The sequence below is a fragment of the Paenibacillus sp. ATY16 genome (assembly GCF_003399985.2).
Taxonomy (GTDB): Bacteria; Bacillota; Bacilli; order Paenibacillales; family Paenibacillaceae; genus Pristimantibacillus; species Pristimantibacillus glycanilyticus.
Window position 1 is genome coordinate 1 of record NZ_NMOK02000016.1, and the last position, 20,267, is coordinate 20,267.

Below are 20,267 nucleotides of genomic sequence, written 5' to 3' on the forward strand. Positions count from 1 at the left end.
GGCGACGGCTCTGGCGAGCAGCCAGGCGACGGCTCTGGCGAGCAGCCAGGCGACGGCTCTGGCGAACAGCCAGGCGACGGCTCTGGCGAGCAGCCAGGCGACGGCTCTGGCGAACAGCCAGGCGACGGCTCTGGCGAACAGCCAGGCGACGGCTCTGGCGAGCAGCCAGGCGACGGTTCTTGCGAACAGCCAGGCGATGGTACTGGCGATATTGATATACCTATTACCGATCCAACCTGTCCATACGAAGGTGGTTGCAATGGGGTTATTATCCCTCAAGGTTTCGGTGGCTAAAAAACAAACGGTGCAGGAATTATCCTGCACCGTTGTTTCCTATCTATAATAAGACAGCACCCAGCATACGCCGTTCCGGTCGTTCACGATTGCCAGCAAACCGTTAAACGGGGCTTCATACATTTCCGTATGAACGGTTCCGCTTTTTGCAAACTCCCCGTAGATGCGACGGAATGCTTCTTCCGCGTCAATCTTAAGGAACACCCTGACATAGTCGCCTTTCATAAGCGGCTTTGCAGCTCGAATATCCGCGAATTTTATCGTTGTTCCCTCCACAAGCAGATCCGCATTCAGAACGGTATCGCCCTGCTGTCGCAGAATAACGACCTCGCCGCCAAACACCTTTTGATAATACCGGATTTCCTCTTTACAGTTCTCCACCGCGATAAAGGGTTGAGCAAGCATAGCTATTCATCCTCCCCAATTCTAATTGACTTGATCGGTCAAATTGTGTAACACGTTCTTCAACAGCGTTAACAATAAGCCGTACTCCTCATCGCTTATTCCTTTTCTGGTTTTGCTCTTTACCCGATTTAAAGCCTCTTGGACGTGAGGGACTACTTCTTGCCCCTCTTTCGTCAAGTAAAGCAGATGGTAACGGTTATCCGAAGGATCCGGCTCTCTCCGCACGTAACCCTCAGCCTCTAGCTTAGCGATCGCTTTTGCCGTTGTGGTCTTATCAATAAAAAGCTTCTCACTCAATCCTTTCTGCGTGGCCGGCTGCGCGTTCGCTATTGCCATCAGAAATATATACTGCCCGCTCCCAATCCGATATGGAGCTAGTTCAGCCGAGATCAGCACTTGCATATGGCGGTAAATCGCCGAAATATATTGGCCATGAGATTCGGATTGTCCGTTCAATTTAATATCCTCCTTGCCAATAGAATGTTATTGCAACTATTTTATTTACATCATACGTTAATTAGGATGTTATTGCAACTAATTTTATAAAAATAGGAAGAAGCCTTTTACAGCCTCTTCCGTCTACCTCGAAACAGCGTATATAGAGCAAGCACAGCAATCAGTGAGGCCAGTAAATAGGCCGTCCACGCAATAACGGGATGCTTCCCTCCATTGTTGACTCCTATAGCCACAAAAGCCCAGACAAACACCGCCATAAAAGCCCCGTCGCGATAATTTCCTCCGACCCATATACAGAGCAGCGCCGCAACAAGCAGCATGATTACGGTCCATGCCTCTTCAGACAGGCCCAATCGGTTCCAATCGGAAGCGTAAAGAGCCACGGATACGTTCACGATGCTAGCCACGCAGATCCATCCAAGATACAAGCTGAAAGGCAGCAGCACCAACAGCTGTTCGGCTCGCGTCAAGGAACGAATGGTTTTCTGCCGGACGCCCGTATAAATAAGAATCAGAGCCAACAGCAATGCAAACATGATCGTTACGCTGCTTGCCAGCTTCTCAAGATGCCAGAGAACTAGCCATGCCGCATTAAACAAACAGCTTAGGAAAAAATATATTCCGATTGCGTTTATGGCCGAACTAGCCTTGCCCTTTGCCGTAAAGGAAAACATTACAAAACCAATGAGCAAGGCGTATATAACCGTCCATATTCCAAATGCATACCCGGCAGGTTGAATCAGAACGGGATACTGCGCTGCAATCTCACCTGTCGTTTGGCCTCCAATTGGGATAGTTTCTGCGAGATAATTCATAATAAGTACGAGGACTAGCCCAGCAGCGTTTAACCAACGCAGAATAAGCTTCATTCCACATCACCCGCTTCAGCAAAAATGAATATACACTATATTATTGGACATCCCGTCGTATTATTAATCGAATTTGCCTGTTTAGCGCCTCCACACCCTTTTGAGAACGATCAGTAAAAAATAATTCTTTACCGATCGTTCTCAATATGATAAGCTGTGTTCAGAAAGGAGGCAGTGAACATTTGGCCAGAAGCAAAGAATTTGACGTAGATGCCGTCCTGCTGAAGGCAATGAAGCTGTTCTGGACGCAAGGCTACGAGAAGACCTCCATGCAGGATCTCGTTGAGCATATGGGCATTCACAGAAGAAGCATTTACGATACGTTTGGAGATAAACATGCCTTATATTTAATGGCCTTAAAACGCTACAGCGACACCGTCTGGAGCTCCATTGAACAACGGGCACAGTCCTCCCTGTCCGCAAAAGCCGCCATCCTTTCCGTCATGGAGGCCGCTATCGCTCAGAGTGAGGAACGGCCAAGAGGCTGCCTGATGGTTAATACCGCCGTGGAGCTGGCCATGCACGATCCCGAGCTTGAATCCTGCGTTAACCAAGGCTGGGCAGGCACGGAAGAGCTTTTTCGCAAGCTGATTATAAAAGGCCAACAAGCCGGGGAGCTGTCAGCCTCGCTAGAGCCGGAGCTGCTAGCCCCTTACCTCAACAATGCGCTTATCGGGCTGCGGGTTATGGTAAAGACGCAAAACCATACAGAGAAATTACAACAGGTTATTGCTACAACGATGTCTATTTTAGACTAAATTTTTTTGAATATTTTAGAACGATCATTCTCAAAATAAGAGATAAAATAAAAAGGAGCAGTGATTACAATGGCAAGACTAAACGGTAAAGTAGCTTTAATTACGGGCGGCAACAGCGGTATCGGGCTGGCAACAGCGAAACGGTTTGTTCAGGAAGGCGCAAAGGTAGTCATAACGGGACGCAATCATGAATCTTTAACGGCTGCGGTAAATGAGCTTGGCGCGGAAAATGCCGTTGCCGTACAGGCGGAAGCGGCGGATCCTGCTGGCTCGGAAAAAGCGGTAGCGGCAGCAATCGAACGCTTCGGCAAGCTGGACATCGTCTTCGCGAATGCGGGTATTTCCGGCGGCACTCCGCTTGGCGATACGAAGCTGGAAGACTTCGAACAGATTCTGAAGGTAAACGTAACCGGCGTCTTCTTCACGGTGCAGGCCGCAGTACCGCATTTGCAAGCAGGCGCCTCCGTTATTCTCGTCGGCTCGGTGCTTGCCACTACGGGCGGAGTAACCCGGGCGGCTTACGCCGCGAGCAAAGGGGCCGTTACGAGCATGGCCAGAGTATTCGCCTCCGAGCTGTCTCCGCGCGGCATCCGCGTGAACACTGTTGTGCCGGGTGCTACGAAAACCCCGATCTGGAAAGCTACCGAGCCGGAGCAAATAGCGAAGCTGGAAGCCGGTCTCTCCCGCTCTATTCCGCTTAACCGGCTTGGCGAGCCTGACGAGATTGCCAATGCCGTGCTCTTCCTCGCTTCGGACGAATCCTCCTTCGTTCAGGCTGCCCAGCTTCAAGTAGACGGCGGTGCCGATGGAGCTCCGTTAGGCGCTCCTATCTACCGTCAATAACATTCTTGCCCAAAAAGCCGCTTCCGATGAAGGCACTGCCTTCCCGGGGACGGCTTTTTCCATTTAAGCCAGGCCCGCACGCACCCAGTCCATAAAGGCCGCCGCAGCCGGACGAAGCTGCTTCCCCTTCAGATGGATAAATCCCTGATGAACGGGTTCCGGCACAGGGAAATCGAGTGCGATCAGCTTCCCTGCCCGCAGCTCCTCCTCTACGTTTACCTTCGGCAATAACGATATCCCAAAGCCCGACTGAACCATACGTTTAATCAATTCCACGCTTGGGAAGCTTCTGCGGTCATGCAAGGCATATCCCGCTTCGCGGAGAGACGATTCCCCAAGCTCGTGGTATAGGCAGGCATTCCCGTAGCTGATATATACCTGCTTTCCGCCTCCCCTGCCTTCCGGCGCCCCCACCCATACCAATTCCTCAATGGCCAGCGGGACAAATTCGAGACCGTCATGCCCGGGGTCACGGGGAACAAGGCCCAGATCATCCTTCTGCTCAAGGACCCTGCCGCACATGTCTTCCATAAAGCCGGTCGAGAGCCGCAGTTCAACCTCGGGGTAATGCTCGGCGTAAGAAGCAAGCAGCTCGGGCAGTCTTGTCACGCAATACGCCTCTAGAGCACGGACCTTCAGCACCCCTCGCGGCTGCTCCGTGCGTAGCAAATCCTCTTCCAGCGCCTCGCTTAGAGCAGCAAATTGCCTTGCAAACCGGGCTAGCGCTGCCCCTGCTTCCGTAGGCTCAACTCCTCTTGGCAGCCGGTCAAACAGCTTCTTGCCGCTTGCCTTCTCCAGCTGCGCGATATGAGTCGTCACGGTAGACTGCACGTAACCCAATTTATCGGCTGCCCGGCTGAAGTTCTTCTCCTCCATTACCGTCAGGAAAGTACGGAGCGATCTTCCGTCCCATTGATCCAGCACGATATCCCGCCTTTCAGATATTTTATTTCGAAATGATATTGATCATATATATTCATTTTTCAAATGATTAAGCACATGATACCATCGAAGCAATCGATCGTAAAGGAGAGCTGGTGCTTCATGATTAACCGTTTAATCCGCTTCTTATGGCCGGCCATAGGCGCTTTCGCCGCCGTCCTGCTCTTATTCCTGTTTGAACACGCGACAGGGCTGGCACTGTTAATGGCCCCGTTCGGTGCCTCCTGCGTCATCGTATTCGCCCTTCCGGACAGTCCGCTGGCAAAACCCCGCAATGTGGTCGGAGGCCATGTGATCAGCACAATCACCGGGCTGGCATTTCTGCATGTATTTGGCCAGCATGCCTGGACCATGGCTGCTGCGGTTGCGCTGTCGATCGTGCTTATGCAAGTAACGAAGACCCTTCATCCGCCGGCAGGCGCGGATCCGCTGGTCGTGATTCTGGCCGGAGCAGGCTGGTCCTTCCTGCTTACGCCCGTACTCGCCGGAGCCTTGCTTCTGGTCGGGATAAGCGCCGCATACCGGTTTATTCAACAACCTTCTCGAACTCAGCAGCCCAAAGAAGCGAGCGTTAATTCCAAATAATGGCTGAAACCTCTTATGCGGTAATCGCGTAAAACATGTAAAGCCTGCTTCACGCATTAGCTTGGTAAAGGCAAAGCAGAATCTATTCGTTAAGGGGGGCGTCATTCATGAAAACATACCGTTTCACCGGTCGTCTGACGCTGCTTCTCTTCCTGCTTGGCGCCTTTGCTCTGTTCAGCATGCCAACGATGATGCTTGGCAACGGCCATTTCGACGTATCGAAATCCAGCCGCACGCATATCGAGCACAGCCTGCCGAACAGCATGAAGGCCATTAAGCGCGTAACGATCTCTCCTGCCACCAAGCTTTTTGCCATGCTTGCGCTGCTGGCTGTTATCTACAGCTGGGTCAGCTACCCCCGCCGGTTTTTCTTGGCGAAGCGCGTTTTCTTACTCCCCTTCTTATTCCTGGAGCGGCTCAAACGCCTGCTCATGCCCCTCAAGCTGACGACTTCCTATCCCATCGTTTAAGGACCATCCAACTCTCTTCCGTTCTTGTATTTGCGGAGGTCTGATTTGTGCTGTCCATTTAAACAGAGGAATAGAATTTCGATCATACTCGAGGAGGTACTTCCCTTATGAATATCCGTGAAATCGATCTGCCCGGCATCGGGCGAAAATTTCAGATGAATACCCGCAGCGGCGACCAGCTGGTTATTATCGTGCACAACGACGGCCGCAGAGAATGCTATCACTTCCACCACGAAAATCCGGAGAGCAGCATCTCCATGATCACGCTTGATGACGACGAAGCCCGCATGGCTGCCGCCATGATCGGCGGGATGACGTATAAACCCAAAATGCTGGAGACCATCGAGGTCGCTCTCGACGAGCTTATTATCGAGTGGTACAAACTCGAGTCCCACTATGCCTGCATCGGAAAGACAATCGGAGAGCTTAACATCCGCAAAAATACGGGAACAACCGTTATCGCTCTGCTCGCCGCCAATCATGCGAAGCAGATTAATCCCGGTCCAGAGGTTGTTCTGGCTGCCGATCATACGATTGTCGTTGCCGGCGAACGCGCTCAGCATAAAGAATTGAAAAAAATCCTCATGAATGGATGTGATTAATGGATGGATCACATCATACTCGAGGTTGGCCTCGCGATTGCGTTAATCGCAGTGGCTGGTTTGCTGTCGGCAAAAATCCGTTTTTCCGTCATTCCGTTCTATATTCTGATCGGAATGGCCGTTGGTCCCCACTCGGTGGAATTCTGGCATTTCGACTTCCGTTTCATTGAGAGCGCTCCGCTCATCGAGTTTATGGGCAGGCTAGGCGTCCTGTTCCTGCTCTTCTATCTCGGACTGGAGTTCTCCGTTGGACGTCTGATCAAATCGGGCCGCTCGATCGCGGTCGGCGGCACGATCTATATCGCCATTAACTTCACTCTAGGCCTCCTGTTCGGTTGGCTGAGCGGCTTTCCGTTTCAGGAGACGCTTGTTATTGCCGGGATTACCACGATATCCTCAAGCGCCATTGTCGCCAAGGTATTGGTTGACTTAAAGCGCACGGCCAATCCGGAGACGGAGATGATTCTTGGCATTATCATGTTCGAGGATGTATTCCTGGCTGTCTATATTTCCATTCTGTCCGGCCTCATCTTAAGCGGTTCAACCTCGATTGGCGGCATTATTTTATCCACGGTTATCGCCCTGGTCTTTATGCTTGCGCTTCTTACCCTTGGCCGCAAAGCGGCACCTATGCTGAATAAGCTCCTCAATATCCGGTCCAACGAGCTGTTTGCTCTTGTCATCTTCGCCGGGCTGTTCCTGGTGGCGGGTCTCTCCGAAACGATCCATGTCGCCGAAGCGATTGGAGCTTTACTGTTCGGCCTTGTGCTTGCCGAGACCGAGCATATGAAGCGCATTGAGAAGCTGATCCTCCCCTTCCGGGATTTCTTCGGCGCCGTCTTCTTTTTCAGCTTTGGCTTAACGATCGATCCAACAGCCTTAGGCGGTGCCGTGTGGCTGTCGCTGGCTGCCGTGGCCGTTACGCTGATCGGCAACCTGACGGCAGGCATGCTTGCCGGACGAAGCGCGGGCTTGTCCCCCAAAGCCTCGGTTAATATCGGATTGACCATCGTATCGCGCGGAGAGTTCTCCATCATTATGGCGAATATGGCGAAAGCCGGCGCCCTGATGGCTGTCATTCAGCCGTTTGCCGCCCTGTATGTCCTGATTCTGGCTATCCTGGGGCCGCTCCTTACGAAAGAAAACAAGCTCATATATCATCTGTTGAACCGACTGTTCCGGTGGGACCGCAAGCAGACAAGTACGTCGCATTCGAAATAAAATAGACACAGCGAGAAAGCCGTGTTCCAACTTGGAGCACGGCTTTCTCGCGCATGATTTTGGCGCACGGAAGTAGGCTTTTATACAAGCGATGGAACATGAACCTACGTAACATAAGTACGAAGTAGACAGTCACTCAGCGATAAGGAGAGGAACAAGCATGACGATAAGACAATTTTTACAAGCCCCTCCACCCTATGTCCCTCCAAAGCCTGCTGTTTCCTACGTCATCGACTGCATAAATAATTATACCTATGTTTGGCTTCGTAACGGCGAGCAGTTCTGGTATTATCCAACAAGCGTTGAATCCTTCGGAATATCGGGCTTTAGATGGAATGGCTATACGTGGCTCTATTACGGCATAGACCCCAGACTTGTTGAAGCGGTTTCCTGTCCTCCTATACCTACCCTATTTTAAGAAGAACCCGCTTCATTCTAGGCAGCTCCGGGGCCGCATACGTTGTAGCAATAACGAATGCTGGAGAGGTGTTGCTCCTATGGCTATGGCGGAAGCGGAAAGGCCTAATATTCTGCTCCTTCTCGTGGACGAGATGCGTTACCCTCCCCTTTACGAGGATAAGGATACCCGGGTTTGGCGCGAACAAAATCTCGTCACGCAGCAATGGCTTCGAGATAACGGACTTGAGTTTCACAGGCATTACATCGGGAGCGCGGCATGCGCGCCTAGCCGCACAACGCTGTTCACCGGTCATTACCCTTCCCTGCATGGCGTTACTCAAACGAACGGAATCGCCAAGCAGGCAGCCGATTCGGATATGTTCTGGCTGGACCGGAATACGGTGCCAACGATGGGCGATTATTTCCGGGAAGCCGGCTACCGGACGTATTATAAAGGCAAATGGCATTTGTCGTATGAGGATATTATCGTCCCGGGTACCCAGCAAGGGCTTCCAAGCTACAATCCGGCTACTGGGTACCCGGACCATAATCAGGACTTGTACGAGGATGCGGACAGACTGGAGGCGTTTGGGTTCTCCAGCTGGATTGGACCCGAGCCGCATGGCCGGAATCCCCGGGATTCCGGGTCGTCGGCGGGGAGCGGAGCCAGCGGGAGGGATGCGTTTTACGCGGCGGAGACGGTCCGGCTGATTGAGGCTCTGGAACAAAACAAGCTTGGCGGTAACGATGAATCGCCTTGGCTTATCGTGACCTCTCTCGTTAATCCGCATGATATTACGCTGTACGGCGACCTGACGGCCAGAATCCCCGCATTCCGGTTCGATGTCGGCCCGGTGCCGGATATTAATCCGCCTCCAACCCGTCACGAGAACCTACATACGAAGCCGCGCTGTCAGGCGAGTTATCGCGATTTATATCCGGCTGCCCTGCAGCCCATTACGAACGAGCCCTTCTACCGCAAGCTCTATTATCAGCTTCAGAAAAATGCCGACGAGCAGCTTCGCAAAGTAGTCGAAGCGCTCGCCAAAACGTCCTTTTTCGAAGATACCGTTATCATCCTCACCTCCGATCACGGAGACTTGCTTGGCTCGCACGGAGGGCTTCATCAGAAGATGTACTGCGCCTATGAAGAGGTTCTCCGGGTCCCCCTTCTGGTCTGCAATAAAAAGCGGTTTCCCGAGCCTCGTTCGGTCCACTCCCTGACCAGCCATCTGGATCTGATCCCCACCCTTCTGGGGCTGGCAGGCGTCGACGGCGATGAAATACGGGGTAGGCTGGACAGCCGGTTTAGCGAAGCACGGCCGCTTGTCGGCCGGAATTTGGCCGGAGCGATGTCCATGCAGCCGGAACCCGAGACTCCCGTTTATTTCATGACCGACGACGATATTATGCGGGGCCAGCATCAGATCAGCCCTTTGGGCATGCCTTATCCCTCCGTGTCCCAGCCCAATCATATAGAGACCGTTATCGCGCCGCTCTACCGGAACGGGCGCAAAGAATATTGGAAGCTCTCGCGCTATTATGATAACCCCCAATTCTGGAGCGAGCCCGGAATCAGGGATGTTACCTATGTGCCCGTTAAGAGCGGGCAGGACGATACGGAAATAGCTTGGGCCGCGCGGGTTCGAACAGTGCCGGTACCGGAAGAATACGAGCTGTATTCGCTGTCGGGCGACCCTCTTGAGACGCGCAATCTCGCCCATCCCGCTTACTCGGCATCCTTTTCGGAAGAATTTGCTCTGATGTTGAAACTATTAACGGAGCAGCGCAGCCGGAAACGGCTGACTCCGAACAGAAATTAACTAAAAAAAGACCGTGTCCCTCCTCGCAATGGAACACGGTCTTGCTTATGGTTACGAGCGCCACCATTCGTCGGAAGGATAGGTTCCCGTTCCGATCATGACGGGCTCTCCTATCCGCGGGGTGGCCAGCTTGGCGCGAAGCTCCCTCGCCTTCTTGAGGGCACGTTCCGCCGGATCCCGCCAATCATGCATCGCAAGCCGGAAGGCTCCCCAATGAATAGGGATCATGACATCGCCTTTTACGTCCAGATGGGCCTGCACGGATTCCTCCGGCAGCATATGAATGGCTGCCCAACGGTTATCGTATTGACCGCATTCCATTAACGTAAGGTCGAATGGGCCGTATTGCTCCCCAATCTGCCGGAAATGCGGCCCGTAACCGCTGTCCCCGCTGAAGAAGATCCGAGCATCCCGGCCATGCAAGACCCAGGAGCACCATAAGGTACCGTTCCGGCCCGTTAATCCCCGCCCCGAGAAGTGGCGGGCAGGCGTGCAGGCCATATGGATCCCTTCCCAGACGGTTTCCTCCCACCAATGAAATTCCTCAATCTTGTCCGGGGTAACGCCCCAGCGCTCGAGATGGGCGGCAACGCCAAGCGGAACAAAAAAGCGGCCTACCTTATCCTTCAGACGTTTAATGGAGCCGTAGTCCAAATGGTCGTAATGATCATGCGACAGCAATACGGCATCGATGGCAGGCAGCTCCTCGATTTCAATCGGCAGGCGGCTGCTGAACCGTTTGCCCCCGATCCACGGAACGGGCGACGGAGCCCGCCCCAGCATCGGATCGAGCAGCAGCTTTTTGCCGTCCAGCTCCAGCAGCAATGCCGAATGCCCAAACCAGGTTACCTTGGCTTGTCCGGCAGCCTTGTCCTTCAGCGACTGCGGATGCAAAGGCATAACGGCTAAATCGTTCTCCGGCGAAGCCAGCTTATTGCCCCGGATAAATTCCGCGAGAAGTCCAAGGTTCTCGCGCAGCGACATGGACATCTCCGAAGGCAGCACATTCTCAAACTTGCCGTTTGAATAATGAGGGGATCGCTTCATGCGCGCCAACGTCTGCTCGCCCGGCTTGCCGCCAAACACCGGATAAATGCCAAAGAACAATACAACAAGAAGAATGATGACGATAGCAATAAAGATAAATATGGCCATGATGACTATCACCTCTTAGCTTTTATCAGTATCGGACTTCATGAATTCGCGTTCTCGCGAAAGATCGTCCTGCCAAGCACTTCAAGCGCCTCTGAAATCCGGGCCAAATCCGCCTCCGGCACATGCTCGATTTGCTGCAGGAACAGCTGTCTCATATGGCCGAAGGCCATTCCCATTTTCTCTTCGCCAAGCGTGGACAGCCGGATGTACTGCTTCCTCCGGTCCTCCCGATCCTCAATCTTCTCGCAGAGCCCTTTCTCCGTCAGCTTGCGGATCTCACGGCTCGTGTTCGGCATCGAGATGCCTTTGCAGTCGCTGATTTCGCTTAATGTAATCGGCTGTTTCACCGTCAGAAATTCCATTATTTCGTATTGCAGAGGCGTGATATCATCCATCGGCATTCCCTTCGTCATATCGTAATGCAATTGGTGGGAAGCTGCGATGTGGGACACCATCTGCCCGAATAGTTTATCCTTGGCATCCATGTTGGACCATCTCCTTATAACCGGGCTGGGCTGAAATCATCCTTTTTGTTGTCAAATAATAATTATCTATTGACAACAAATTACGTTGCGTGATAACTTCTTATCAAATGATAACAAAGAAGGTGTCCGATGAAAACCCTTATTATTTACACGCATCCGAACCATAACAGCCTCAGCTATTCCTTCCTGCAGAAAACGATCCAGGGCCTGCAAGAGAACAATCAAGTCGAAGAGATACAGGTGCTTGACCTTTATGCCGAATCGTTCGATCCGCTGCTTGTGTTTAACGAGAATAAGCGCAGGCGGGATATGCATGCCGACCCGGAGCTCGACAGGCATCGCCAGCAGCTGCTCTGGGCCGAGAAAATCGTGCTTGTCTACCCGATCTGGTGGGGCCGGCCGCCGGCGATGCTGCTTGGTTACATTGACCGAATGTTTGCTTCAAACTTCGCATACCGCGATAATGGAAAGCTCCTTCCCGAAGGCCTCTTGAAGGGCAAATCGGTCGTATGCATCTCCACCATGAAAGGACCTTCCTTTTATCCGCTGTTCTGGCTCAATAATGCTCATAAGGTGCTTATGCGGAAAGCCCTCTTCAGCTATGTCGGCATCAAGAAAGTGAAGTTCTTCGAATTCGGCGGCATGGAGAAAAAGCAAGGAAAGCAAGAGCAGAAGCTTGAACGGATTTATCGCTATTTCAAGACCGTTGCGCAGTAATTCGAATCCTACAGGATTGTCGTTGCGTAGCTGCCCAGGACATGAACGTCATGACCAAAGGTTTCGATAATTTTAATCGCTTTATCCATACGCTGCTCATTGCCCCCGGCTTCCGTCTCGATCAGGAACCTGTACTCGCCAAGCTTGCGGCCGGTTGGCCGCGATTCAATCCAAGAGAGGTTGATCGCAAGCGCGGAGAACACGTTCAGAATCGAAGACAATACGCCCGGATACTCTTCGCTAGGAGTAATCAGCATCATCGTTTTCTTTTGCCCCGTATCCTCGTTAGGCTTCTTGCTGACCACGATAAAACGGGTATGATTCGCGGAATGGTCCTGCACGCCGCTCTCCAGAATCTGCAGGCCATACTTCTCGGCAACCGAAGCCGATCCGATCGCGGCCGTTCCGGCATCACCGGATTCCTTGACCGACAAGGCTGCGTGAGCCGTGCTGTCCGCATACTCAAGCTTCAGGGCATGCTCCTTAATGAACCGACGGCATTGATTAATGGCGGGCATGATGGATCTTACCGTATGGATATCGCTCATCGAGCTGCCGGGATTTCCGATCAAATGGAGCGATACCTTAAAGACGACATCGGCCTCTATCCTCAAGTTGTATAACAGCAGACCGTCGATGGTCATATGAATATTACCCGCGATGGAGTTCTCGATCGGCACCATGCATTTGTCTACCTCATCCCGGCTGACCGCCTCCAGAACGTCGGGAATCGAGCTCAGCATAACCCACTCCGTATCCGTTCCTTCGAAAAACTTCAAGGCCGCCTCTTCGGAGAAGGTGCCGTTAGGTCCCAAATAAGCCACTTTGTTCATGTTCAAGCTCCTTTAATCGATCTCATATCTATCTTCATATTAATAGAAAAACAGGCAGCATGCGAATTTACGCATCTGCCTGTTCGGATTCATGCCATTATACGTCGTACTCCAATTCCTTGCGCGCCCGGGTAATCCACTCCAGAGGAGTTGGCGTTTCTTCCCGGTTGTACTCGTAAGCCCCCATCTTCAGGTTGAGCTCGAAGCGGTTGCTGGTTGACCTCTCCGATTCGTTAATCTCCGCCAGCCTGCTGCGGAGCCGGTTCATGACAATATCGGCTCCGTCCCTGTCCGTGAACAGCAGAAGGCCCCAGGTCGGATTCTCCTGGCTCAGCATGTAGAGCGAATCGTTCGCCCGTATGCTGGTCTGGCTGATCGCCGTAATGTTATAGACGGCTGCGTTGAGCTGCTCCTCGCCAATCATCCGTCTCAGCTCGTTCCAGTACTTTACGTTCAGAACGAGCAGCGTCAGCGGAATCTTATACCGGTCGGACAACGCCATGAATACCGTCGTGTCCTTCTGGAAGGACAGCATGTTTTTCAGATTGGTGCTCTCATCCATCGTGGCGAGCGAAGCATTCTTTTTCTGCAGCGCTTCGTTCTCCGCCTGCAGCTGCTTGCTTGCCAGCGTGAACATCCAGGTAATCGCAGTGAATACCGGCGTCATGATCAGCCAGAAATAGCTTTGGCTGGTCACCACGCCTCCTTGCACGACGGTCTGGTAGATCGTGAACGTACCGTAGCCGAACACAAACGCGATATTCAGGATGAGCCCGGTCGTGATCGTCGTGAAATAAGTGACAATCGCGATCAGAAACGCGACGTTCAAGAAAATAATGTTGTGCAGATAAAGATTAGGATCACGCGCCGTAAACACGATGCAGACAAAGCACGCGATGAACAGCAGCAGAAAGCCGCCGTCCGACAACAAGCTTGTGTTACGCCTCATGCTTCCTACCCCCTTCTCTTCTTCCGGTGCTTGCGGACGAGAAGCACAAGCGACACTAGCACCAGTGCAAGCACAAGCATAAACGCGATCATAAAGCTTACCACGTCGCCGCGTTCCAGCACCTGCGTAACAACGGCCGGCGCTTCAGACACCGCTTCCTTCTTGAAGCGGAAGGCATGCACCTCGCCGTCCTTGTCTACCATGGCTCCGTCGCCGAAAATCTTGTACAGGCTGCCGGCGTTCCCGACCAGCTTCGACGCCAGGTAGACGTATTCGGAGCTGCTGCCCGTAATAACCAGGAAGCCATGCCCTTTGCCGTATGGCGAGTCGATTAGCTGCAGCGTTCCGATCCGCTTGCCGTAGCCTTCTTCGATGCTTATCTTCTCATTGGACAAGAAGCCTTCGCCTTGCTTGTCGTATTGGAAATACAGCTTATCGTTGTTCTCCCGGATGTACCGGTTATCCGCATAGGAACCAATCGCGATAATCTGCCGGTCCTTCAGCTCGCTTTCCTTGACATCGTCCTTGTAAAAACGGATTTCGCCCGTGTTGGAGGCAGCGAACTGCCCCATCAGGTTAAACACATTGGAGAGGGCCGCATACGTGTAGTTGTCTTGGGTTTGCGGCAGAACAACGGCTACCCGGTTAAAGCTGCCGTCCCGAAGGAACGGATAAGGATAGTTGTTGAACAGCATGTCCGTACGGTCCTTCGTGTTCAGCTGGAGCACGGAGTCCTTGGAGACAAATGCCCATGGCATCTGGTCCTGGTTGCCGGTACATACCGCATTTTTGATCTCCAGGTCAAACGCCGTCGTGATCGTGAAGTTGCCCGAGATCCCAAGGTTCTTCGGAATGGTCAGCTCGAGATTATCGCCGCCCGCAAGCTCGGCGGACAGCTTCTTGCTTCCGATCGGAACGTTGTTCACCAGCACCGTCACCATCGAACGGTCAAAGTCCAGATTTGTCGCATAACGGAAATCCAGGCTCAGCTTGCTCGCTTCCGCAATAGAGCGGTTGCTTGGCAGCGTAATGTAGTAGCTTTTCTCCCGGTGCGACGGGCCGGTCAGCTTATCGCCGGAATCCGTCAGCGGGAAATACCGGCTGATGCTTTGCGCCGGCGTATTTACCTCCGTCGATTCGTCGACTAGCTTAGATGCTCCTTGCAATTGCCCCATCAAAGCCGGGTTGCCGATAAAACGTCCTGCCTTTTTCAGCATGTCCGCATTATCGGACGTTACAACAAGCAAGGAGGATGTATCGCTCTGGATCAATTGAATCAGCGCTTTATCCTGCAGCGCGGATTCGCTCAGCTTCGAGCGAATGTCTGCCGGAAGATGCTGTGACAGGGCTACCAGAATACGAATCGTTTTCCCCTGCAGGTTGCTTGTCTGATACGGCAGGAGCGGAATGGGATGCGAGGCGTCCTGGCTTACGCCCGTTAATCCGGACAACGCATAGACGGCAGCCTCCGTCTCGTTCAAATCGACTTCCTCCGGCACGAAGACGCCGGCTTGTCCATCCTGAATGGTATCCAGGCCCAGGAAATGGCGGTTGAAATCGCTGATGCTCGCACCGACCGGCTTGGCCGAATATTTCACGTCGACGCCCGAGCTGTCGAAGATTTGCAGCCAGCTGCCCTGGTCCTGCGAAGGCACGCACATCTGATCCGAATTGTTGCGCGTCTGAATAACGCCTTCAATGGTCAGCTCGTTAACGCCGCTCTTCAAATACTCAAGCGGGAGTCCGATTGACCGGGTAACCTTTTGATTCGTCTCGGTGCCGGGCTTTAACGTGTAGAACGGCTTGCCGTTGAGCTTAAGCGTAACCACCGATAAATCGTTAAGGGTAAGCTGGGAGACTTTATAGTCCAGCCTGAAAGTGGCACTCTCCACGTTCCAGTAATCCGGCACCTGAAAGAACTGCTGCGCATAGGCATTGGTGCCAAGAAGCGAGGTTTCCGACATAGGCGTTTCGTAAGTCTTCTGTACCCCGGGCGCTGCGGATAGCGTCCCCGTGCCCGGGACCAGCAGCGCTATAATCAGCGCGATGACCCCTGCCGTAAATCCGGCTTTTCTCATAAATTCACTTCCTTTCGGTCAAAACCGTTCTGTCTTGTACCATTTGGCCTCGCGTTTAAAAATCACGTCCTTCAAATATTGAAACATGCCATTGGCGGCAACAAGCATCCACAGCTGACAGTAAGTAACGTACATAAGCAGAATAATGACGAGATTCGAAGGGTGCATTTCGCCTTTTTCCGTGATAAGCGTGATGAACGTCCCTACCACGAACAAGGTAATGGCCAGTATCCATAAGTAGAAGCTTAGTCCCTCAATCGTGGTATGCACGTAACCCAGCGCATGCAGAATGAGCAAAGCGTCCGACGTTAAGAGCGAGGTGACAAGCAAGAAATAAATAGCCAGAAAATAAAGAATGTCGAAGCGGATTCGGCGCGCTTCCGGCCGGAAGAGCAGCGGGACGTTTTTGACGATCACGTAAATATTCCCCTTCGCCCAGCGCGTCCGCTGTTTGAACCATACCTTCAGCGTCTGGGGCTCCTGCTCCCAGGTAACCGACTTCGGCTGGAACTTGATCCGGTAACCCATCATGTAGATCCGGAAGCTGATCTCGGTATCCTCCGCGATCGCTTTCGTATCCCAGCCTCCGATAGCCTCAATGATATGGCGGCGCATGATGAAGTTGGTGCCCGGAATCGTGCACAGCTTGAACAGCTTCCACCTGCCGGCTTGGGCCATCCATTGGAACGATAACGTCTCGATATTAATAAACCGGGTAAGCAGGTTTTGGTCCCGGTTGCGCGTCCGGAACTTGCCGATAACCGCACCAAGCTTGGCGTCGTTCACGATTTCGGCTACCAGGTAACGAAGGGCTGTCCGCTCCGGCGTATTATCGGCATCATAGATGGCGATAAGCTCGCCTTTGCTGCGGGTGAAGCCGATGTTAAGCGCATTGGACTTGCCTTTACCCCCGGTTATGTTATCGGTATTGATGATAATGAGATTGCGTCCCTTGTATTTCTCCTGAAGCTGACCCAGCAGCACGCTGCTGTTATCCGAGGAATTATCGTTAATGACGATAATCTCGTAACGGTCATGCGGATAATCGAGCGCAAGCAGCGACTCTACCGTTTTGACGATAACCTTGCCCTCGTTATGGGCCGGTACCATAATCGACACGAAGGGCTCTTCTCCCGGCAGAAGCTCGGGCGGCTTCTCGCTCTCCAGCTTTATATAGTAGAAGTAGCCGGCGATAATCAGCGCGATATTAACGAGCAGCAGGGACCAGATGCACAGCACGCATATGACCATTAATATATCCGGTATCGTCATAGGCCGCCTCCCGACTTGTAGTATTTTTTCTTATATAACCGGTATCCGATCAAGAGGAATACGGCGAACAGCATCAAGGTTGTAATAATAAGGACAATCAGGATCCGGTTCTGCACCGAAAATAAAGCATGAAAAGTGACCTTTTGTTCCGGCTGCGAGACGACGGGCGCTTGCTCTTCCGGTTCGGCCTGATCCTGCAGATCGGCCGGCTTGCCATCCAGAAGAAGCGCTCCGCTGCGAGACTCGGCCTTGTGCGCGCTGCTGCTGAGGCTATGCGTCTCCGACTTGAAGTCCGCAAACGGCAGCCAGCTGCCGGCAGCCTCGCGAACGGCTTCTTCCTGACTGGCATCGCTCTCGAACCAGTCAAAGGTAACGGCCAGATTTACCGGAAACGCTGGCCAGATCTTGTTCTCGCGGCTGATCCGGAGCAGCACCTTGGCAGGCATCATATACGGGGATGCGGCAAAGGGCTGTACCGCCTCCGTTTGCCCGGATGCCCTCCCTGATTCATTGGCGAACAGGATGGTCGTATCCGAGAACGCAAAGCCCGCTTCGCGCTCTTCCTTCCCCTGGGCCCGCTTCATATCTCCCGTCATCCCGAGCGGGGCAATACCCGCATCGGCCAGATGATTCAGAAAGCCGTCCATCTGCGCCTTCAGAATAGAGGGATCCTGCCCCGCCGACGTTGGCGTCGGCACTTGCACGAGCACGCTGCCGTTATGAGCCTGCACGGCTTGCAGAGCGGCCACATATCGCTGCATTGCCGGATAATCGGTATTTTGAAACAACGGACTTACGCTGACCAGGAACGGAATTCCGGCATTGTACAGCTGTTCCGACAACGCCTCCAGCTTGTCCAAATCGATAAAAGGCGTGATGCCGCCAATAAGCAGATAAGATTGCGTCGGAGCACCCGCCTTAAGCCAGGTCCGCAGAACATACGCGACTGCCAATTCGCTCAGGTTGCCCGATTGAAAATACGATACGTATGCATAACCGCCGGCCGATACGGCAAATGGCGTCCGGATCGCTCCCTCCGAAGAGGTTATCTGCCCGTAAGTCTCGCCTTTCCCTTCCGTAATATAGGCAAGACGATCAACGAAGATATGATCCTCGGAGAGCCCGTTTACCGACAGCTTTAAGGACTGCCTGCTTGCCGTTTCGGTCTTCAGAGCCAGCTTCCCGCGAAGGACCTCCGGCGGATTAGCCCCGATATGCAGCCATTCTCCCGTAAAACCCGTCATGCCATGCGTAATGGATCCGCATAAATCCTCCGTATTGCATACGGTAATCAGCTTCGCATTATCTTTGGCCATTTCGGGCTTATAAGCATCCGAAGCAACCGTCGTCACCGTCGCTCCCAAGGAGAGCAGCAGCCGCTGCAAGGCCTCTATATTGCCTGCCGCAGGAGTATCCACTCCCAGGCTGTCATAGACGAGCAGCACCCGGGCAGCTTTCGCTGAATCCTGCGCAGCCGCTGCCGGAGCCGGAATCAGCACCGCCGCCGGCAAAGAGAGACAGAGCATGACGAGCAGCCACAGCTTGATTCCTCTCCGTCTTCTCATTGCTGTCCCCCCTGTAACAACGCGGATGGTTCGGGGTCTTCTTCGCCCGCATTTTTCTTCGCGTTAGGCCCCCATAAGCGGCGGCATACGCAGTCGGCAATAACCCAGAAGGTCACGAGATCAAACGCCACCGCAAATAAAAACTCATGCTTGGCGAGGTCCGCGTCCCCGGCGCCGATAACCGAAACCGCCATTGCGCATAGTCCCGCCAGCATCATCATGAGAATCATCGACAGCCGAAGCGTTCGCCGAAGCGCCCGCTCCTTCACGGCCCGGTAGAAGGATGCGGCGTACAGTCCCGCAATGACAATCATCCATATGACTACAAACCCGGAAGTCTTCGGTGCAGCCCATTCTTTCAGATAGCTGTACCCGGAAAAGGCCAGCGTACGCTTGCCGAACGGCTTGTCCGCCGACTTCTCGTAATTCCCGAGCTTGGTTCGGTTAGAAAAGGCATTGCGGGCCGCCGTCTCGAATATTCTCCCGGCCGAATCGGGATGGGTCAGATAATACCTGGCGATGGAGGGGAAGCCATACTTATCCAAAAATTGCGTCTGCATCTCTTCCGATTCGACTGGAATTGGAGAGAATTGGTCATAATAAATGGCGCCGGTAAGCACCGCGAACTGCCTGTCGATCCCGAAGAAATCGAGTGCTTGCTCCGGATTATCCGCTGTCATCAATACGCCCCTCGTCATGGCGTGGTACTTGTTAATGTTGACGAACTGCTCCGGAATGAGGACATAGGTGCCTACCGCAGTAAGCAGCAGGACAACCGCCTGCATTCCGGCGAGCGTACGGAAGATCCTATCCCGCTTCAGGAAGACAAACAGTACCGCCACCATGGCGACAATTAGGCCAATCGGCGCATTCTGCTGCTTGCTTGTCGTAAGGATCATTGCGCTAGCTCCAAAAAGGAACAGCAGGAAATAGTCGTTGTACTGGCGCTGGTACAGCAGCATCCCCGCGCTGAACAAATACATCAGCATGATCAGAACGACGCTTTCGCTATAGAAAGAGTTGAAATACGCGAGGTATCCGATATCCCCGAATACAAAAACAGCGCCAAGCGCCAGTCCGTAGCCCGCACGGCGCGAAGCCTTCCATGCGGCTGCCTTCACTAGCAGGTAAACCGCCCCTACATACAGCACGCCGTAAAGCGCCGCCTGAATCCGGATATCGAACTGACGGTTATAACCAAACCATTCGCTGATCGTAAGCGCTAGACGAACGAATAGCGTTTGAGAGGAATACAGCAGGGCGCTATTCTCGTTGTAGTATTGGAAAATTCCGAAATTTTTGACAAAATATCCGAGTGTCTGGCTCGTATAATCCGGCGCATTGAAGTACAGGCCGTTGCTATATAGAATCCGGTAATAATCCCCATTGTCCGCCATTCCGATATAAGGCGGAATAAAGAGCTCGATCAGCAAAATAAGCGCAACGCCAAACGCCGCCAGCGAGGCCGGAGATATGTATTTTTGCCATACGATTATCGTTTGTACGAGCTTTATTCGCCGCAGCTTATTCATGCCATGCCCCTTTC

At 53.0% G+C, this 20,267-nt stretch carries 21 protein-coding genes and 1 pseudogene; 10 read left to right on the forward strand and 12 right to left on the reverse strand.

All coding sequences use genetic code 11. From position 1 onward, the window contains the following. Positions 1 to 294: pseudogene (locus CFI03_RS10160) on the forward strand (Kelch repeat-containing protein); the annotation flags it as partial. 39 nt (positions 295 to 333) lie between these two features. Here CFI03_RS10160 and CFI03_RS10165 read toward each other — a convergent pair. The 3 genes from CFI03_RS10165 to CFI03_RS10175 all read right to left on the reverse strand — a co-directional run bounded on the left by CFI03_RS10165 (position 334) and on the right by CFI03_RS10175 (position 2,024). Then, complete coding sequence (locus CFI03_RS10165; protein ID WP_248757306.1) at positions 334 to 699, reverse strand: VOC family protein; 366 nt, start codon at positions 697 to 699, stop codon at positions 334 to 336. Positions 700 to 720: 21 nt separating this feature from the next. Continuing rightward, positions 721 to 1,155, reverse strand: coding sequence for a MarR family winged helix-turn-helix transcriptional regulator (locus CFI03_RS10170; protein ID WP_236013546.1), 435 nt, complete (start codon positions 1,153 to 1,155; stop codon positions 721 to 723). Between the two features lie 107 nt (positions 1,156 to 1,262). Beyond that, positions 1,263 to 2,024, reverse strand: coding sequence for a tryptophan-rich sensory protein (locus CFI03_RS10175; protein ID WP_248757307.1), 762 nt, complete (start codon positions 2,022 to 2,024; stop codon positions 1,263 to 1,265). A gap of 182 nt (positions 2,025 to 2,206) precedes the next feature. On the opposite strand from CFI03_RS10175, the gene CFI03_RS10180 reads away from it, so the two are divergent. Both CFI03_RS10180 and CFI03_RS10185 read left to right on the forward strand, forming a co-directional pair. Continuing rightward, complete coding sequence (locus CFI03_RS10180) at positions 2,207 to 2,782, forward strand: TetR/AcrR family transcriptional regulator (protein ID WP_248757308.1); 576 nt, start codon at positions 2,207 to 2,209, stop codon at positions 2,780 to 2,782. Positions 2,783 to 2,851: 69 nt separating this feature from the next. Continuing rightward, positions 2,852 to 3,625, forward strand: a complete 774-nt coding sequence (locus tag CFI03_RS10185; protein WP_248757309.1) for an SDR family NAD(P)-dependent oxidoreductase — start codon at positions 2,852 to 2,854, stop codon at positions 3,623 to 3,625. A 63-nt stretch (positions 3,626 to 3,688) separates the two neighbouring features. On the opposite strand, the gene CFI03_RS10190 is transcribed toward CFI03_RS10185, so the two are convergent. Beyond that, entirely contained in the window at positions 3,689 to 4,549 is an 861-nt protein-coding gene (locus CFI03_RS10190) for a LysR family transcriptional regulator (protein WP_248757310.1), read from the reverse strand. A 120-nt stretch (positions 4,550 to 4,669) separates the two neighbouring features. Between CFI03_RS10190 and CFI03_RS10195 the strand changes: the two genes are divergently transcribed. The 6 genes from CFI03_RS10195 (at position 4,670) to CFI03_RS10220 (ending at position 9,667) form a co-directional block, all read left to right on the forward strand. Beyond that, positions 4,670 to 5,152: an HPP family protein gene (locus CFI03_RS10195; RefSeq protein ID WP_248757311.1), complete on the forward strand. Its 483-nt coding sequence runs from the start codon at positions 4,670 to 4,672 to the stop codon at positions 5,150 to 5,152. 107 nt (positions 5,153 to 5,259) lie between these two features. Then, positions 5,260 to 5,622: a hypothetical protein gene (locus CFI03_RS10200; protein WP_248757312.1), complete on the forward strand. Its 363-nt coding sequence runs from the start codon at positions 5,260 to 5,262 to the stop codon at positions 5,620 to 5,622. Between the two features lie 107 nt (positions 5,623 to 5,729). After that, positions 5,730 to 6,224, forward strand: coding sequence for a cation:proton antiporter regulatory subunit (locus tag CFI03_RS10205; protein ID WP_127495857.1), 495 nt, complete (start codon positions 5,730 to 5,732; stop codon positions 6,222 to 6,224). Positions 6,225 to 6,227: 3 nt separating this feature from the next. Further along, complete coding sequence (locus CFI03_RS10210) at positions 6,228 to 7,445, forward strand: cation:proton antiporter (protein WP_127495858.1); 1,218 nt, start codon at positions 6,228 to 6,230, stop codon at positions 7,443 to 7,445. Between the two features lie 160 nt (positions 7,446 to 7,605). Continuing rightward, positions 7,606 to 7,863 (forward strand): transporter, encoded by a 258-nt coding sequence (locus CFI03_RS10215; protein ID WP_248757313.1) that lies wholly within the window; start codon positions 7,606 to 7,608, stop codon positions 7,861 to 7,863. An 85-nt stretch (positions 7,864 to 7,948) separates the two neighbouring features. Beyond that, on the forward strand, positions 7,949 to 9,667 hold the full coding sequence (locus CFI03_RS10220) for a sulfatase-like hydrolase/transferase (protein ID WP_248757429.1): 1,719 nt from the start codon (positions 7,949 to 7,951) through the stop codon (positions 9,665 to 9,667). A 51-nt stretch (positions 9,668 to 9,718) separates the two neighbouring features. On the opposite strand, the gene CFI03_RS10225 is transcribed toward CFI03_RS10220, so the two are convergent. Together CFI03_RS10225 and CFI03_RS10230 are read right to left on the reverse strand one after the other, a co-directional pair. Further along, positions 9,719 to 10,822: an MBL fold metallo-hydrolase gene (locus CFI03_RS10225; protein WP_248757314.1), complete on the reverse strand. Its 1,104-nt coding sequence runs from the start codon at positions 10,820 to 10,822 to the stop codon at positions 9,719 to 9,721. Between the two features lie 38 nt (positions 10,823 to 10,860). Beyond that, the gene (locus CFI03_RS10230; protein ID WP_248757315.1) at positions 10,861 to 11,307 is read right to left on the reverse strand and encodes a MarR family winged helix-turn-helix transcriptional regulator; all 447 of its coding nucleotides are present in this window, start codon (positions 11,305 to 11,307) and stop codon (positions 10,861 to 10,863) included. A gap of 129 nt (positions 11,308 to 11,436) precedes the next feature. Here CFI03_RS10230 and CFI03_RS10235 point away from each other — a divergent pair, with 129 nt between their 5' ends. Then, complete coding sequence (locus CFI03_RS10235; protein WP_248757316.1) at positions 11,437 to 12,024, forward strand: NAD(P)H-dependent oxidoreductase; 588 nt, start codon at positions 11,437 to 11,439, stop codon at positions 12,022 to 12,024. An 8-nt stretch (positions 12,025 to 12,032) separates the two neighbouring features. On the opposite strand, the gene pheA is transcribed toward CFI03_RS10235, so the two are convergent. The 6 genes from pheA to wsfD form a co-directional block, all read right to left on the reverse strand. After that, positions 12,033 to 12,857 carry a prephenate dehydratase gene (gene pheA, locus CFI03_RS10240; protein WP_248757317.1) on the reverse strand — a complete coding sequence of 275 codons (825 nt, stop codon included), beginning with the start codon at positions 12,855 to 12,857 and terminating at the stop codon, positions 12,033 to 12,035. Between the two features lie 97 nt (positions 12,858 to 12,954). Further along, positions 12,955 to 13,806: a diguanylate cyclase domain-containing protein gene (locus CFI03_RS10245; RefSeq protein ID WP_248757318.1), complete on the reverse strand. Its 852-nt coding sequence runs from the start codon at positions 13,804 to 13,806 to the stop codon at positions 12,955 to 12,957. Between the two features lie 5 nt (positions 13,807 to 13,811). Continuing rightward, positions 13,812 to 15,884, reverse strand: a complete 2,073-nt coding sequence (locus CFI03_RS10250; RefSeq protein ID WP_248757319.1) for a cellulose biosynthesis cyclic di-GMP-binding regulatory protein BcsB — start codon at positions 15,882 to 15,884, stop codon at positions 13,812 to 13,814. Between the two features lie 18 nt (positions 15,885 to 15,902). Continuing rightward, the gene (locus CFI03_RS10255; protein WP_248757320.1) at positions 15,903 to 17,156 is read right to left on the reverse strand and encodes a glycosyltransferase family 2 protein; all 1,254 of its coding nucleotides are present in this window, start codon (positions 17,154 to 17,156) and stop codon (positions 15,903 to 15,905) included. Then, complete coding sequence (locus CFI03_RS10260; protein ID WP_248757321.1) at positions 17,153 to 18,721, reverse strand: hypothetical protein; 1,569 nt, start codon at positions 18,719 to 18,721, stop codon at positions 17,153 to 17,155. Before CFI03_RS10260 ends, CFI03_RS10255 begins: the two co-directional genes overlap by 4 nt. After that, entirely contained in the window at positions 18,718 to 20,253 is a 1,536-nt protein-coding gene (wsfD, locus tag CFI03_RS10265; RefSeq protein ID WP_248757322.1) for a glycan biosynthesis hexose transferase WsfD, read from the reverse strand. Before wsfD ends, CFI03_RS10260 begins: the two co-directional genes overlap by 4 nt. Between the last annotated feature and the right edge of the window lie 14 nt (positions 20,254 to 20,267).